The 15,979-nt window shown below is 69.7% G+C and carries 11 protein-coding genes and 1 pseudogene; 6 read left to right on the forward strand and 6 right to left on the reverse strand.

Features of this window, described 5'->3' with window-relative positions:
• Positions 1 to 652: 652 nt before the first annotated feature.
• The 3 genes from purQ to purS form a co-directional block, all read right to left on the reverse strand.
• Positions 653 to 1,333, reverse strand: a complete 681-nt coding sequence (gene purQ / locus QSK21_RS32840; RefSeq protein WP_285701483.1) for a phosphoribosylformylglycinamidine synthase subunit PurQ — start codon at positions 1,331 to 1,333, stop codon at positions 653 to 655.
• Positions 1,334 to 1,455: 122 nt separating this feature from the next.
• Positions 1,456 to 1,902: an ATP-binding protein gene (locus QSK21_RS32845; RefSeq protein ID WP_285701484.1), complete on the reverse strand. Its 447-nt coding sequence runs from the start codon at positions 1,900 to 1,902 to the stop codon at positions 1,456 to 1,458.
• Between the two features lie 291 nt (positions 1,903 to 2,193).
• Positions 2,194 to 2,436, reverse strand: a complete 243-nt coding sequence (purS, locus tag QSK21_RS32850) for a phosphoribosylformylglycinamidine synthase subunit PurS (protein ID WP_285701487.1) — start codon at positions 2,434 to 2,436, stop codon at positions 2,194 to 2,196.
• 93 nt (positions 2,437 to 2,529) lie between these two features.
• Here purS and QSK21_RS32855 point away from each other — a divergent pair, with 93 nt between their 5' ends.
• The 5 genes from QSK21_RS32855 to QSK21_RS32875 all read left to right on the forward strand — a co-directional run bounded on the left by QSK21_RS32855 (position 2,530) and on the right by QSK21_RS32875 (position 8,768).
• Complete coding sequence (locus QSK21_RS32855) at positions 2,530 to 4,149, forward strand: hypothetical protein (RefSeq protein ID WP_285701489.1); 1,620 nt, start codon at positions 2,530 to 2,532, stop codon at positions 4,147 to 4,149.
• A gap of 175 nt (positions 4,150 to 4,324) precedes the next feature.
• On the forward strand, positions 4,325 to 5,458 hold the full coding sequence (gene pdhA, locus QSK21_RS32860; protein ID WP_285701490.1) for a pyruvate dehydrogenase (acetyl-transferring) E1 component subunit alpha: 1,134 nt from the start codon (positions 4,325 to 4,327) through the stop codon (positions 5,456 to 5,458).
• Positions 5,455 to 6,462, forward strand: a complete 1,008-nt coding sequence (locus QSK21_RS32865; protein WP_285701492.1) for an alpha-ketoacid dehydrogenase subunit beta — start codon at positions 5,455 to 5,457, stop codon at positions 6,460 to 6,462. Before pdhA ends, QSK21_RS32865 begins: the two co-directional genes overlap by 4 nt.
• Positions 6,463 to 6,479: 17 nt before the next feature.
• Positions 6,480 to 7,811 carry a dihydrolipoamide acetyltransferase family protein gene (locus QSK21_RS32870; protein WP_285701494.1) on the forward strand — a complete coding sequence of 444 codons (1,332 nt, stop codon included), beginning with the start codon at positions 6,480 to 6,482 and terminating at the stop codon, positions 7,809 to 7,811.
• Between the two features lie 78 nt (positions 7,812 to 7,889).
• Positions 7,890 to 8,768, forward strand: a complete 879-nt coding sequence (locus QSK21_RS32875) for an SDR family NAD(P)-dependent oxidoreductase (RefSeq protein WP_285701495.1) — start codon at positions 7,890 to 7,892, stop codon at positions 8,766 to 8,768.
• A 63-nt stretch (positions 8,769 to 8,831) separates the two neighbouring features.
• On the opposite strand, the gene QSK21_RS32880 is transcribed toward QSK21_RS32875, so the two are convergent.
• Complete coding sequence (locus QSK21_RS32880; protein WP_285701496.1) at positions 8,832 to 9,542, reverse strand: M48 family metallopeptidase; 711 nt, start codon at positions 9,540 to 9,542, stop codon at positions 8,832 to 8,834.
• A 48-nt stretch (positions 9,543 to 9,590) separates the two neighbouring features.
• Complete coding sequence (locus QSK21_RS32885) at positions 9,591 to 12,836, reverse strand: type I restriction endonuclease subunit R (protein WP_285701497.1); 3,246 nt, start codon at positions 12,834 to 12,836, stop codon at positions 9,591 to 9,593.
• A gap of 307 nt (positions 12,837 to 13,143) precedes the next feature.
• On the opposite strand from QSK21_RS32885, the gene QSK21_RS32890 reads away from it, so the two are divergent.
• Positions 13,144 to 15,777, forward strand: a complete 2,634-nt coding sequence (locus QSK21_RS32890) for a HelD family protein (protein ID WP_285701499.1) — start codon at positions 13,144 to 13,146, stop codon at positions 15,775 to 15,777.
• 85 nt (positions 15,778 to 15,862) lie between these two features.
• Here the strand turns inward: QSK21_RS32890 and QSK21_RS32895 are convergent.
• A pseudogene (locus QSK21_RS32895) lies at positions 15,863 to 15,979 on the reverse strand (IS5/IS1182 family transposase); the annotation flags it as partial.

Genomic DNA, 15,979 nt, shown 5'->3' on the forward strand with positions numbered 1-15,979 from the left:
CTCGACGGCCGGGGGCTGCTCCTCGAAGCGTTGCAGGATCTCGGCCGCCGTCGCGGGACGGGCGGCGGTCCCGTCCCCACCGGCCAGGGGCGCCGCGTCCCCGGGCCTCGCGTCGTCCCGAACGGCCTCCTGCGGCCCGGTGCCGGACGCGGGATGCCGGAGGCCCGAGTCGGGCGCGTTCGACTGGTCCTCGACACTGGGGATCCGCGGCTGCGGCCCGGTGTCGGTCACGACGGGCTGTGTGCCGGAGACCACGGGTTGCGGGCCTGTGCTGGACGGGACGACCGGCTGTGGGCCCGTGTTGGAGGGGACCGCGGGCTGCGGGCCTGTGTCGGGCCTTGGTGGCTGGGGGACCAGGCCGGCGGCGGCCTGGCGTTCGCCCTCCTCGGCCACGGCCTCGAATGCCTGGACGACCGAGGGGTTGACCGGCTGCAGCTCGGGGTCGTCGGCGTCGGACTTGAGGTCGGCGAACCACTCCAGGCTCGGCTCGTCCGGTTCGCCGGTCGCGGTGACGTCCGGGGCGCCGGGGGTGGACGGCTGCTCGCTCATGCTGTGCTTCCCGTTCGCGTACAGGGCGCCGTTGGGCGCCGCCTTCCCTCGTCGCTCGCCGCCCGCCCTCCACGGCGGGCGACGCCGCGTCCTTCCCGCTCTGTCATACGGCGACCAGCCTCTTGACGATCGAGGTGAAGAAGCCGAGCCCGTCGGTCGAGGGGCCGGTGAGGGTCTCCACGGCGTGCTCGGGGTGGGGCATCAGGCCGACCACGTTGCCGGCCTCGTTGCAGACGCCCGCGATGTCGTCGAGCGAGCCGTTGGGGTTGAGGTCGACGTAGCGGGCCACGATCCGGCCGCTCTCCGCCAGCTCGCTGAGCGTGGCGGCGTCGGCGGTGTAGCGGCCGTCCCTGTTCTTGATCGGGACGACCAGCTCTTGGCCCTCGGCGTAGTCGGCCGTCCAGGCGGTCTCGGCGTTCTCGACGCGCAGGCGCTGGTCACGGCAGACGAAGTGGAGGCCGGCGTTGGGCAGCAGCGCGCCGGGCAGCAGGTGCGACTCGCACAGCACCTGGAAGCCGTTGCAGATCCCCAGCACCGGAAGCCCGTCCCCGGCCGCGGCGATCAGCTCGGTCATCAGCGGCGCGAACCGGGCGATCGCACCGGCGCGCAGGTAGTCGCCGTAGGAGAACCCGCCGGGCAGCACGACGGCGTCCACGCCGCGCAGGTCGTGGTCGGCGTGCCAGAGGGCGACCGGCTCGGCGCCCGCGAGCCGCACGGCACGCGCGGCGTCACGGTCGTCGAGGGAACCTGGGAAGGTGACGATCCCTACCCGGGCAGCGTCCATCTCTACTGTTCCTCCGGAATGAGGCGGCCGGGGGTGAGGCGGCCTTGCCCGCCGAACGGCGCCGTGGCACGGCGACCACCGGTCACCGTCGCACGACGCGATCCCCCCGCGTTCGTCTCAATCTACCCGGCGCTGTGCACCAGGGGTTCGTCCAGGTCCCTGATCAGCGCCTCGTCGCGCCAGGTCAGGCGCTTCTCGAGGTGGACGACCGTGCCCCGTTCGGACGCGGAGTCGATGATGAGTTCGTCCACCAATGCCCGCATGATCCTAATACCGCGGCCGGACTCGGCCAAGTCCGAGGGGTCGGTGACGGCGGGGGTGCGGCGCGGGCCGCGGCCCAGATCCATGATCTTCAGCAGGCACAGGCCGTCGTCCACCCGTCCGGCCACCTCGAACTCGCGGGTGCCGCGGGCGTGCTGGATCACGTTGGTGCACGCCTCGGAGGTGGCGACGAGAATGTCGGCGACGCAGTCCTCGGCGACCCCGAGACCGCGTAGCGCCTCCCCCAGTACCCGGCGGATCACCGGGATGCTCAGCGCCTCGCGCGGCAGCGCGAGCGAGAACCTCATGTCCACCGGTCACCTCGTGCTCATGCCCCGGGATCCCGCGGCGGGACTCCGGTCCCCCGAGCGTTGCTCGACTCGACGCAGCTAAGGCTTCCCCGGCGGTATCTTCCGTAATCGTTGAACGGCGGGCTCTTTCTGTGAACACTCGGTTGTCACTGGATGGCTTTAGTCCCCCGGCCGGGATTGGCCTAGATCGGTTGATGAGAGCAAAGGGGATAGCACGTTCCAATTGGCGGCTCGTCCATTCGCGAGGCCGGTAAATCACCCGTGCGCGACCCGGGCGTCCCACCGCGGTTACAGGACGCGCACCTCGAAGGTCTCGATCACCGTGTTGGCCAGCAGGGTCTCGGCGATCCTACGGACCCGGCCGAGGGCCTCCTCGTCGGCCTCGCCGGCCAGTTCCAGCTCGAACCTCTTGCCCTGGCGCACCGCGCCGATGCCCTCGTACCCCATCTGCGGCAGCTTGCGAGCGATCGCCTGCCCCTGCGGATCGAGGATCTCCGGCTTGAGCATGACGTCGACGACCACGCGAGCCACGACCGCCCCCTTACTGATCTGCGGTTCCCCTACCGTCAGCAGCGTACGGCACCATGACCCTTGCATGACCCACCAGCACCCCGGAGTCGATCGATGAACATCGATGAGCTGTCACCCCCCGAGCGCCGTCTCTGGGAGGCGTTCCCGCGCGGCGAGTCCGTCGACCTGTCCAGCGCCGATCCCGGGCTGAGCGACCCGGCGACGGCCGACCGCTGGGGTCCCGACCGGTACATCCGCGCCGAGGTGCTGGTGGCGTTGCTGGCCGGTGCCGTCGAGCCCGAGTCGGGACACGTGGCGGCGGTGCGGCTCAGCGGCGCCCGGATCCTCGGCTCCCTGAACCTCGGGCACGCGCAGGTGGACGTGCCGCTGGCGCTGACCAACTGCGTGTTCGACGAGGCGCCGCATTTCTACTGGGCGAGCATGGACAGCGTCCACATGATGCGGTGCCGGATGCCGGGCCTGGTCGCGTCCGGTACGCGGGTGGACGGGCATCTGTGGCTGGAGGGCAGCCAGGTGTCCGGCGGGCTACTGCTGGACGGCGCGCACATCGCGGGCATCCTCAACATGTCGGGCGTCCACCTGCTCAACCCGGGCGGGGACGCGCTGCTGGCCGACCGGCTCAGCGTGGACGCCAACGTCTACTGCGACCAGGGGTTCACCGCGAACGGCGAGGTGCGGGTCCCCGGCGCGCGGGTGGGCGGGCAGCTCATCCTGCGCAAGGCACGGCTGCACAACCCGTCCGGCGCCGCGCTGTACGCCAGCCGCCTGGAGGTGGCGGCCAACATGTTCTGTGACGGAGGCTTCTCCGCGCAGGGCTCCATCCGGTTGCGGGGCGCCCGCGTCGGCGGCTACCTGTCGTTCGTGGGTGCGCAGCTCTCCTGCCCGGACGGGATCGCGCTCAACGCCGACGATCTGGCCGTCGAGACCGACGTCTACTGCTCGGACGGCTTCACCTCGCACGGCGGTGTCACGTTCGCGGGTGCCCGCGTCAGCGGCCAGCTCAGCCTGCGCGGCGCCCGGTTGCACAACGATTCCGGGACGGCGCTGAGCCTGCAACGGCTCCAGGCCGAGGAGGTGCTGCTGCGTCCCGCCGAGCAGGTCAAGGGCGTGACCGACCTGTCGTTCGCCAAGATCAACCTGCTGCGCGACGACCCGGCGACCTGGCCGGAGCGGCTGCAACTGGACGGGCTGCAGTACGAGACCCTGGAGCCGCCGCTCACCGCCCGCGACCGGCTGAACTGGCTGCGCCGCGACACCGACGGCTACCAGCCGCAGCCGTACGAGCGGCTGGCGCAGACCTACCGCGCGCTCGGCCTGGACGCCGACGGGCGCTCGGTGCTGCTGGCCAAGGCCCGTGACCGGCGCAAGACACAGGGCATCCCACGCAAGATCGTCGGCTGGTTCCAGGACGTGCTGGTCGGCTACGGCTACCGCCCGTTCCGCGCCGCGAGCTGGCTGATGTCCCTGCTGGTGTTCGGGACGATCGTGTTCTCCCTGCACCGGCCCGCCATCCTCAACGAGGACGACCACCCGCACTTCAACGCGTTCTTCTACACCCTCGACCTGATCCTGCCGATCGGCGACCTGGGTCAGGAACGGGTGTTCGCGCCCGAGGGCGTCTACCAGTGGATCGCCAACCTGATCGTCATCATGGGCTTCGTGCTGGGACTGACCGTGGCGGCGGGCGCCACCCGCGCCCTGTCCCGCGAGTGATCGGACGGCGCCGTGGGCGGGTAAGGATCCGGGTGCGTGGGGCTTGCGCCTCCACGTGTGAGGTCTGCCACGATGGGCTTCAGCGGCGTTCGTCCCCTACCGGGGACGGGGCCACTGAAGAACGGCCGGCCGAGCGGCGACCCCGCGTCCGGCCCCGACCAAGGAGTAGGCATCGATGACGATCGACTCCGTGCGCGGCGCGCCCGCCACCCCCGAGCACGCCGAACCCGCACTCGTCCAGTTGCTCACCCCCGAGGGCGAGCGGATCGAACACCCCGACTACCCGCTGGACCTGTCCGCCCAGGAGGTCCGCGACCTGTACCGGGACCTGGTGACGGTACGCCGCATCGACCTTGAGGCCGTCGCGCTGACCCGCCAGGGCGAGCTCGGCATCTGGGCCTCGCTGCTGGGCCAGGAGGCGGCGCAGATCGGCTCCGGACGGGCGCTGACCGAGCACGACATGGTCTTCCCGACCTACCGCGAGCACGGCGTCGCGTACTGCCGGAACGTCGAGCCGCTGCGGCTGCTGGGCCTGTTCCGCGGCGTGAACCACGGCGGGTGGGACCCGTCCGAGCACGGCTTCCACCTCTACACGATCGTGATCGGCAGCCAGACGCTGCACGCGACCGGGTACGCGATGGGCATCCAGCGCGATGGCGTCCTCGGAACGCCGTCGGCCGGGGCGACCATCGCCTACTTCGGTGACGGCGCCACCTCGCAGGGCGACGTGAACGAGTCCTTCGTGTTCGCGTCCGTGTTCAACGCGCCCGTCGTGTTCTTCTGCCAGAACAACCAGTGGGCCATCTCCGAGCCGCTGGAACGGCAGTCGCGCATCCCCCTCTACAAGCGCGCGCAGGGGTACGGGTTCCCCGGCCTGAGGGTGGACGGCAACGACGTGTTCGCCTGCCTGGCCGTCACTCGGAAGGCCCTGGAGCACGCCCGCGAGGGGCAGGGCCCGACGCTCATCGAGGCGTTCACGTACCGCATGGGCGCCCACACGACCACCGACGACCCCACCCGGTACCGCCTCAAGGCGGAGGAGGAGTCGTGGAAGCTCAAGGACCCGATCGAGCGGGTCAAGGCGTACCTCGTCCGCAACGACCTGGCCGACGCGTCCTTCTTCGAGGACGTGGAGGCCGAGGCGAAGAAGGGCGCGACCGAGCTGCGTGAGCAGTGCCTCGCCCTGCCCGACCCCGGTCCGCTGCGGATCTTCGAGCACGTGTACGCCGAGGACCATCCCCTGATGACCGAGGAGCAGGAGCAGTTCGCCGCCTACCTGGCGTCCTTCGAGGAAGAGGTGTCGTCATGACCGAGACGATGGAGACCGGCTCGGCGACCCCGACCTTCACGCTGGGCAAGGCGCTCAACGAGGGCCTGCGCAAGGCGATGGAGGCCGACCCCAAGGTCCTGGTCATGGGCGAGGACGTGGGCAGGCTCGGCGGCGTGTTCCGCGTGACCGACGGACTTCAGAAGGACTTCGGCGAGGAGCGGGTGATCGACACCCCGCTGGCCGAGTCGGGCATCGTGGGCACCGCGATCGGGCTGGCGCTGCGCGGCTACCGTCCCGTCTGCGAGATCCAGTTCGACGGGTTCGTGTTCCCCGCCGCCGACCAGATCATCACGCAGCTCGCCAAGATGCGGATGCGGTCGCTGGGCGCGCTGTCGCTGCCCGTGGTGATCCGCATCCCGTGCGGCGGCGGCATCGGCGCGGTCGAGCACCACAGCGAGTCCCCGGAGAACTACTTCACGCACACCGCCGGGCTGCGGGTGGTGGCCTGCTCCAACCCGGCGGACGCGTACACGATGATCCAGCAGTCCGTCACCTCCGACGACCCGGTGATCTTCTTCGAGCCCAAGCGCCGCTACTGGGAGAAGGGCCCGGTGGAGACCGACCCGGCCGCGTGGACGCCGCTGCACAGCGCCCGCGTCGTCAACCCGGGTGGGCACGTCACCGTGCTGGCGTACGGGCCGTCCGTCAAGACCTGCCTGGAGGCGGCGACCGCGGCGGCCGAGGAGGGCCGCTCGCTGGAGGTCATCGACCTGCGCTCGCTCAACCCGCTCGACATCGGCACGGTCGTGGAGTCGGTGAACCGCACCGGCCGCTGCGTGGTCGTCCACGAGGCCCCGGTGTTCAGCGGGTACGGCGCCGAGCTGGCCGCGCGCATCACCGAGAAGTGCTTCTACCGCCTGGAGGCCCCCGTGCTCCGGGTCGGCGGCTTCTCCACTCCCTACCCGCCGTCGCGGCTGGAGGAGCACTATCTGCCCGACCTCGACCGCATCCTGGACGCGGTCGACCGGACGTTCTCGTGGTGACCGGGGGAGCCGAGCCGATGAGCGATGTGAAGCAGTTCAAGCTGCCCGATGTGGGCGAGGGGCTGACCGAGGCCGAGATCGTCAAGTGGCATGTGGCGCCGGGCGACCGGGTCGAGGTCAACCAGACCATCGTGGAGATCGAGACCGCCAAGGCGATCGTGGAGCTGCCCTGCCCGTTCGAGGGCGTGGTCACCGAGCTGATGGCCGACGAGGGCGTCACCGTGGACGTCGGCGTCCCCATCATCTCGGTGGACGTGAGCGGCGGCGCGCCCGCCCCGCCCCCCGCGGAGGAGCCGGTCCCCACCGCCGAAGAGCCCGGCACCGTGACACCAGACGAACCCAAGCGCCAGCCCGTCCTGGTCGGCTACGGGGTCAAACCCGGCACCACCAGACGGCGCCCGCGCAAGGCGCCCGTCCCGAAGGCCCCGCCCGCCCGTCCACAGGTCGTGGGCAACGGCCTGCCGCCGGCCAAGCCACCGGTGCGGAAGCTGGCCAAGGAACTGGGCATCGACCTCACCTCCATCTCCGGCTCGGGCCCCGGGGGCTCGATCACGCGAGACGACGTCCTCACGGCGCACCGGTCGGAGACCGCCCCGGCCGCCAAACGGCCAACCACCACGACCGTCCAGACCCCCCTGGGCCCGGACGAGGAGCGCGTTCCGGTCAAGGGCGTGCGGAAGAGCACCGCGACGGCCATGGTCAACTCCGCCTTCACCGCCCCGCACGTCACCGAGTTCCTTCAGGTGGACGTGACGGAGACGATGGAGGCGGTCAAGCGGCTGCGCACGCTGCCCGAGTTCGCCGAGGTCAAGGTGTCACCGCTGCTGCTGGTCGCCAAGGCGCTGCTCACGGCCGTGGCGCGTACCCCGGAGGCCAACGCGACCTGGGTGGACGGCCCGAACGGCGCCGAGATCGTGCTGCGCCGCCGCGTCAACCTGGGCATCGCGGCGGCGACCCCGCGCGGCCTGCTCGTCCCGAATATCAAGGACGCCCACGCCAAGTCGCTGCCCGAGCTGGCCAGGGCCCTCGCCGACCTCACCGCGTCCGCCCGCGCGGGACGCTCCACGGTCGAGGACCTGACCGGCGGCACGATCACCATCACCAACGTGGGCGTGTTCGGCGTGGACACCGGAACCCCGATCATCACGCCGGGGGAGTCGGCCATCCTGGCGTTCGGGCAGGTCCGCGACATGCCGTGGGTGCACGAGGGCGAGCTGGCCGTCCGCAAGGTCACCACGCTGGCACTGTCGTTCGACCACCGCGTCATCGACGGCGAGCAGGGCTCCCGAGTCCTGAAGGATGTCGGCGACATGCTGGAGGACCCGCTCCGCATCCTCGCCTGGCACTGACCGCACAGCCGATCTGCGGCGTGGCTCACGCCGCAGATCGGCGCGCTTGAAACCCCCACACAGGGAAAAGCGGGACGCATGGGCAAGGTGTGGTTCGTCACGGGGAGCTCGCGGGGGCTCGGGCGGGAGATCGTTCTCGCGGCGCTGGGACGGGGCGACCGGGTCGCGGCGACCGCGCGGCGCCCGGAGCATCTGGACGACCTGGTGGCGACCCATCCCGGGGCCTTGGCGGCGCTGCCGCTGGACGTGACCGACCCCATCGCGGTCCGGTCGGCCGTGGACGCGGCGATGGCGGAGTTCGGCCGGCTGGACGTCGTGGTGAACAACGCGGGCTACGCCGACCTCGCCGCGTTCGAGGACACCACCCCGGACAGCTTCCGCGCGCAGATCGAGACGAACCTGTTCGGCCCCGTGCATGTGACGAAGGCCGTGCTCCCCATCCTGCGCGAGCAGGGCGGAGGCTCAGTGATCATGGTGTCCTCGGTGGGTTCCCGTTCCTCCTCCCCGGGCCTCTCCGCGTACCAGACGGCGAAATGGGCGATCAGCGGCCTCTCCGGAATCCTGGCCAAGGAGGTCGGCCCCCTCGGCATCAAGGTGACGGCCATCGAACCGGGCGGCATGCAGACCGAATGGGCCGGCGCGTCAATGGCCAAACCCGAACCGTCCCCTCCCTACCGCAAGATCATTCAGGCGGCCGCACAAGTGCACGAAACCGTGGCGAACACCGCCTTCGGCGACCCAAAAAAGATCGCCCAAGCCATCCTCCACATCGCCGACATGGACGCCCCACCCACAAGGCTCCTCCTGGGCTCCGACGCCCTGGCAGTGGCTCGCGGCACGGCCCAGACCCTCGCTGATCGCGACGCCGAGTATGAGGACCTGACCCGCTCCACCGACCGCGACAACATCACCGAAGAACAACGCGCCGCCCTTTCCTTAGACAAACACACCGCCTGACCCGTCTCCGTACACGAATGTGCACCAAGGCCGATGGCGTTGACGGCGCCGCCGCCTCAGACTTCACTCGGGGAGCCAGAGGTGGGGGCCCAGGTGTTTCAGGCGAATGCGGCGAGCTGCGGCGTCGGGCATGGCACGCTCCACCCGGCTCCAGAACCGCTCGCCGTGGTCACGCTCGTGCAAGTGGGCCACCTCGTGCGCCAGGACGTAATCGATGAGGTCGGGCGGGAGCTGCATGGTGGCCCAGTGGAGGTTGAGCCGTCCGTCCTGGGAGCATGAACCCCAGCGGTAGCCGAGTGGCATGACTCGCAGGTCACTGATGGGCGCCTGCATCCGCTCCGCCCAGGGGCGCAGGCGGGCGGGCAGCCAGGCGCGGCCACGACGCGTGTACCAGCCGATCAGGGCGGCGGCCGGATCGTCGTCCACCGCGCTCCGGAGGATCTCCAGCCGTCCGCGCAGCAGCCGGACCGGCACGGGGGCCTCGTCGATGACCAGCAGCCGGTAACTGCGTCCCAGATAGGGAAACCCCTCGCCGGAGACGTATTCACGGGCGGGCCGCCCCTCCCCCACCGAGCGGCGTTCGGCCAGCTTCCGGTAGAGCCAGCGGCGCCGGCTCTTGACGATCTTCACGAGTTCGGCCTGGTCGATGCCGGGCGGCACGGTGGCGGTCACGGCGGCGTCGCGCTCGACGGTGAGCCGGACGTGCCGGCGCCGATCGCTGACCCGCACCCGCACGTCGAGATCGCCGATCTGGATCGTCGTCGGACCGCTCACCGCCCCAGCTTGCCACGGGACACCGACATCGCCGGCGACCACCACCCGTCATGGGCGAGGAAGGTCAAGCCGCCAGTGCCTGATCACGCTCATGAGCTCGTCCGCCAGCGCCTGCACCTTGGTAAGGTCCACATCGCCGGCGATGAGCCGCCGGGCGATGTCGTGCTGCAGCTTCTCCTGGTCGACGGGCCTGCGCCAGAAGTCACGGCGATGGGTGGCCTGGACGGCCATGTCCAGCACCGCCGTGGCGATGTCCCACAGCACCCGGTCGGCCTCGGGTTCGATCACGCCGTCGCGAGCCGTCCCTTCCAGCAGAACGCCGTACAGCGCGCTTTCCACCGGGTTGCGCGGGTCGTCGTCGGCGGGACGGTCCTCGCGCAGTTCCGCGACAAGCCGGGCGAGCAGAACGGCCTGCTGCTCGAAGTCGTCGGCGTAGTCCCGCAGGATCTCCTCCAGCCGCTCGCTGAGCAGCCGGTAACGGCGCGGGTCCTTGCCGCGGTGCACCTCGATGTGGTCACGGATGGCGTGTTCCATCTCCGAGGCGCGGGCCCGGGTGCTCGACAGCGCGGCCACCTTCTCCTCGAAGTCGTCCGCGGTCAGCGACACCGGCGGCAGCGCCTCCTCGATGCCCAGCGACCGGATGTGCTCGTCGATGAGCTCGCGCACCTTCGCGCCGTAGATGCTCGGGTCGAAGTCCCCGCCGTCCACCCGGTACCGGCGGCGGGCCCGCATCGCGATCTCGGCGTAGAGGGTGGCGTCGCGCAGATGGGGGCGCGCGATCGGGGCGGGCATGATGACGTCGATCGTGCCGAGGTATCGCCGCAGCTCGGCCTCGAACCGGTCGAACCGCGCCCCCTCCTCCAGCAGCAGGACGCACGGCTCCAGGGTGTGGCCGGACGGTTCGACGCCCTTCTCGGTGAAGATGGCGCGCAGCGTACGCCGCATCGGGTCGAGCTTGGCGACCTCCTCGGACAGGTCGTGCATCACCCCGTCCACGTCCTCGGCCGCGTACGCCTTCAACGCGTCGGCGAGGTGATGGGCGACACCGTAGTAGTCGACGACATAGCCGCATTTCTTGCCCTCGGCCGTGCGGTTGACGCGCGCCACGGCCTGGAGCAGCTCGGCCTCTTTCAGCGACCGGTCGATGTAGAGGACCTGCTCGATCGGAGCGTCGAACCCGGTCAGCAGCATCGACTTGACGATCAGGAAGGCGATGGGTTTCTCGCCCTCGCCGAGCGTTTCGGGGAACGGCCTCTTGAACGCCGCTTCCCGGCTCCGTTGCGCGCGCTCGTCCGTCCACTGGCCGTATTCCGGGCCGTCGTCGGCCCCCGGCGAGATGACCGGGACGAACTCCATGGCGCGCAGCAGGTCGAGACGCCTGCGTGCCTGCACCAGAACGAGCCGGCGCGGGCTGAGCTCGTCCAGCGGCGTGTCCAGCAGGTGGGACGGGATCCTCTCCGCCTCGGCGACCAGGGCGTCCCGGGCCTTCATCAGGGCGGTGCGGTAGCGCAGCGTCGCGGCCCGGCTGTTGGCGACGAGCTGCGCCTTGAAACCGCCGGGCAGGACGCCGGTGACGTAGTGGCGCAGCATGTGCCGGGCCTTGGCCTCGATCAGCTCGTCCGCCTCCAGGACGTCGCCCTTGGTGGCGTAGCGGCGCTGTAGTGCTTCGCGCTCGGAGTCGGACTGGTCGGCGAACATGTCCTCGAAGACCTCGTCGAGGTCGCGGCCGTCCCGGACGGCGCCCTTGACGGTGTGGCCCTCGTAGAAGATCCGGACGACGGCGCCGTCCTCCTCGGCGTCGGCGAGCAGGTACCGGTCGATGACGGGGCCGAAGATGTCCCTGGTCTTCTTCTTGGCGCCCATGATGATCGGCGTGCCGGTGAACCCGATGCGGGCGCAGTTGGGCAGCGCCTCCAGCAGGTTCATGTGCAGCCGGGACGAGTGCGAGCGGTGCGCCTCGTCGATCAGCACCACGATGGACTCGGAGTCGTTGAGCTCGCCCAGCGAGGGGACCCGCTCGCTCAGCTCGCCCTCGGTGGTGCGGGCGGCGATGTCCTGCTGCTTCTGGATCATCACGGCGACGATCCCGGGCTCCTCCGCCTTCAGCAGCCGCTTGGCGTCCTTGACATTCCTGGCCTCCAGGACGTCCTCGCCGGTCAGCCTGAGCGTGGCCGCGAGCTGCCGCTGCAACTGGGTCCGGTCGGTGACCAGGACGACCTTCGCGGACGCCAGCTCCGGCGTCGACCGCATCCGCCGGACGAGGAAGGTCATGGTGAGGCTCTTGCCGGACCCCTGGGTGTGCCAGATGATCCCGCCGCGCTCGTCCCGTACCCCGTTCTCGGGCTTGGTCTCCCCGGTGAGAAGGCGTTCCCTGGCCCGCTCCACCCCACGGTACTGCTGCCAGCGCGGCGCGATCTTCACGCGCTGCCCGGTGTCGAGCGTCACGAACGTGACGTAGTCGTGCACGATCTGAAGCAGCCGTTCGGGCTGCAGCACGACCCCGGCGAGCCGGTTCTGCTCGGTGACCGACCGCACGTCGCACCCCAGCCGTTCGGCAAGGATCTCGTCGGTCAGCGGGTAGGGCTTCCGCCAGCGGTTGTAATGCTCGGCCTCACCCGTGAACGTCCCGAGCCGTGCCCGCTCCCCACAGGTAGCGACGGTGAGCTGGACGGTGTGGAACAGCTTCGGGTTGCCTTTCCGCCCCCGGTCCTGCCCGGAGTACCGCCGGATCTGCCCGACCGCCTGGGCGATCGCATCGCCACGACCCGGCTTCTTGCACTCCACGACCACGATCGGGATCCCGTTGACGAACAGGACGGCGTCCGGGGTGATGTGCTGACGACCCTGCGTCCCCGGGACGTCCACCCGGAACTGCGAGACGACCACGAAGTCGTTACGATCCACGTGGTCCCAGTCGATGAAGTGGACGCGCTGGTCACGACCCCCGTCCCAGCCGGGGCGGCCCGCCACGGTGACACCGGAGACGAGCAGCTCGGTCGCCTTCTCGTTGGCCTCCAGCAGGCTGAACGCACCGATCCTGGTGAGCTCGGCCATGACCTGTGAGACGCGACGATCGTCCAGCCAGGGTTTCTGGTCCGGCGTGAGGTTGATCTTCCGTAGCGCGGCCCGCAGCCGATCTTCCAGGAACACTTCGGCGAAGGAAGCGCGCCCGGACGCGGCCGGGTCGGTCGGAGTGAAGGTGTCGGGGGGCGTCCCCTCCAGATGTCTCCACCCCATACCGCGGAGCTGCCGCAGCAACGGCTCTTCGACCTGCACATATTCCGGCCCACGCATGACGCGTCCCCGTTCAGCCTCCCATTGCGGTCACAACCGCCATCTTCGCCCGTCCCTCCGCACCTCCGCCACAAGATTCCCGATCAGGCCACCAGTGTCGGGCTTCGCGGAGCGCGTGCTATTGCGTGTCTCTGTCTGATCGCGTAGCCGGCCCGGCGCCCACGGGGCCGTCTGTCCTCCCCTTGATCGATTGTGACCGGATGTAGACACCATTCCGACTGGAGGGGAGGGCGGTAGAGGTCATAGGGTCGCTGCCCATTCCGGCATTCGATCCCCAATCGCGGGCTGACATTTTCCTGGAGCGCGAGTGACCGAGAAGGATCCCGTTGTCGAGGCCGAGCAGGCGGCCGTTGACCACGCCTATGACTGCTTCGCGCGTCAGGTCCGGGAACGTCACACGCGAAGGGAGCCGTACTGGGACGCCACAGACGCCCATGCCGGCACTGCCTTCATCCCCGAAACACCCCCTGAACTGCTCCAAGTCGATGCTCCTCTCGACGGCAGCCTGGTCTTCAGACGGGTGGACGTCTGCGCGGACATCGCCACGGGACGGGAGACCTTCTACATCGGGCGGCGTCTGGTGCGCTCGAGCGATGGCGACCTGGTTGTGATCAGCTGGAACGCCCGCATGGCCAAGCAATGGATGCTCGCCCAGCCCGACCAGCCCGGCGACGTCCTGCTCCGCAGGGAACTCCGATGCGACGACCGGACGGTGGTCGGCTACTTCGACGCCATCAAAGAGCGTCCTGCGCCAGCGGCGGCGGGAAACGCGGACGGCGCGGGCGACGACATCGGGCTCGATCTGCCGGACTTCCTTCTCGACGAGCTTCGCCGTGCCCGCGGCGAGAGGATGCGCGACATCGTCGAGACCATCCAGCGCGAGCAGTTCGTGCTGGTCTCCGACGAACGCAAGGGTCTGCTGGTCGTGCAAGGAGGCCCGGGAACCGGCAAGACCGCGGTCGCCCTGCACCGGATTTCGTACCTGCTGTTCAACAACGTCTTCCGCGCCGAGGACGTCCTCGTGGTGGGACCGCACACCGGCTTCCTCGACTACGTCGGCGAGGTCCTCCCGCAGTTGGGCACTTCCGGCGTCACGAGCTTTGAGCTCGCGCGCCTGTGGGCGGGCGAGGTCCGCGGCGTCGACCCGCTGGAGTCACGGCGGGTCAAGTCGAGTGCCCGGATGGCCGAGGTGCTCCGCCGCGCGGTGAACAACCGGGTCAATCTCAAGGCCGTCAAGGCGCCGGCCAACCGCACCGTGAAGCTCGCCAAAGTGCCCAAACCGGTGGAGATTCCGCTGTCGCTGCTGAGGAGGTTCGCCGGGACCGAAGGCGTTCAGCTTCCCTACCGGGTTCGCCGGAAGAGGTTCGCCGACCAACTCGTCGATCACCTGCTACACGAGCAGGCGCGCGCCACCTCCGAACGGCCCGACCCCGACTGGCGGAGGGACATCGAACGCAACCGTCATGTCACCAGGCTGGTGGATCTGGTATTTCCCGACTTCTCCCCCCAGAGGCTTCTCCGGAGCCTCTTCCGCGGGAAGGCGTTACGCGCCGCCGCGGCCAACCTGCTCACCGAGCGAGAACAGCAGGCGATCAGAAGGACCGCGCCCGCGAGCGAGGCGCAGGAGCCGTGGTCGCTGGAGGACCTGGTGTGCTTGGAGGAGATCCGCTTCCTGATGACCGGCGAAGTCACTCGCCGCTACGGGCACATCGTGGTCGACGAGGCCCAGGACCTGACCCCTATGCAGGCGCGGGCACTCGCCCGCCGCTGCCCGAGCGGGTCGATGACCATTCTCGGGGATCTCGCCCAGGCCACCGGCGTCCATCAGTACGCCAGCTGGCAGGAACTCGCCGACCAGTTGGGCGCACGCAGCGGAGGCCACCTCGCGGAGCTGACCATCGGCTACCGCGTCCCCAGCGAGGTCATGGACTTCGTCGCGCCACTGGCCGCGACGCTGTCCCCCGACACGTCGTTCCCCCGCTCGGTCCGCCCGAAGTCGGACGAAGACCCGGTGCGGGTACTGCCCTCCAGCCCGGTCACCCTGGTGACCGACGCCGTCGAACAGGTGCGGCTGCTCCCCGCGACCGACGGGCGCCGTCCCCGGTCGATCGCTTTCATCGTGCCCGACGATCGGCGGCTACTGCGCCTGCTCCGGGAGCAGCTCGAACGGCTCGCGCCTGAGGGCCTCGGGTCCGTGGTCAAGATCCTCACCACCGCGGAGGTCAAGGGGCTGGAATTCGACCATGTCATCGTCCTGGAACCCGCGGCCATCGTGGACGAGGGGCCCGCGGGCCTGAATCACCTGTACGTGGCGCTCACACGCTGTACGCAAACTCTGACAATCGTCCATTCCGAGCCGCTGCCGGCCGTCCTCACACATGGCCCAGATACCGGTAATCCCGTCGGCTCCGCAGACCACGACGAGGTCGATGAACAGGGCACAGCGGTCGTTGCACGAGTGACCGCCGTGGAATCCGCCCCGACCGCGACTGTGGCGAACGAGCCACCGCCCGGTCCAGATCCCGACGGGTTCGAGATTCGGCTTCTCAAGGAGGTGAGAAGGGACAGGGCCTCACACGTCCACGAGTATCTGCGTCACACCTTGATCGGGGACCTGTATCGGGTGGGCAGGATTCCTCAGGTCGACTCCCCTCTTGTCGACACCTCCTGCGAGAGCCCTCAGGGGTGGCTGCTCTACGAGGTCCTCGGAGAAGGGGGGCACACCTATCCCCGGATGCGGGAGGGAGCCACCCGCCTCAAGCACCTCGAATTCACCGAGGGCGAAAAGGCCGCCTACCGCTTCCTGGTGATACCCGAACAACCCGAGGATCCCCAGTCCCTCGAGGCGCTGGCGGATCGCCACGGTGTCCATGTCATCTGGCGAACACCCACCGGGTGGGACGGTGCGCATCTCGACATCGCACTCGCCCACAGCGGCTAGCCTGTCGCCCAGGGAACAGCACCTATCCCGATCGAACGTCGCCCGGTGATCCCGGAGGTCTTCCGGCCCGTACAGTGAACCTTTTTCAGCAGGCGTGAGCTTCGCGGGTTTGTAGCACGTGAATGGCCTTGGCCAGGTGCCCGGCGCGGTGCGGGCAGCAGCGCAGCTTGCGGAGGATCCGCCAGCTCTTGAGCTGGGCATT

It is taken from the genome of Actinomadura sp. NBRC 104412 (assembly GCF_030269515.1).
Classification (GTDB): Bacteria; Actinomycetota; Actinomycetes; order Streptosporangiales; family Streptosporangiaceae; genus Spirillospora.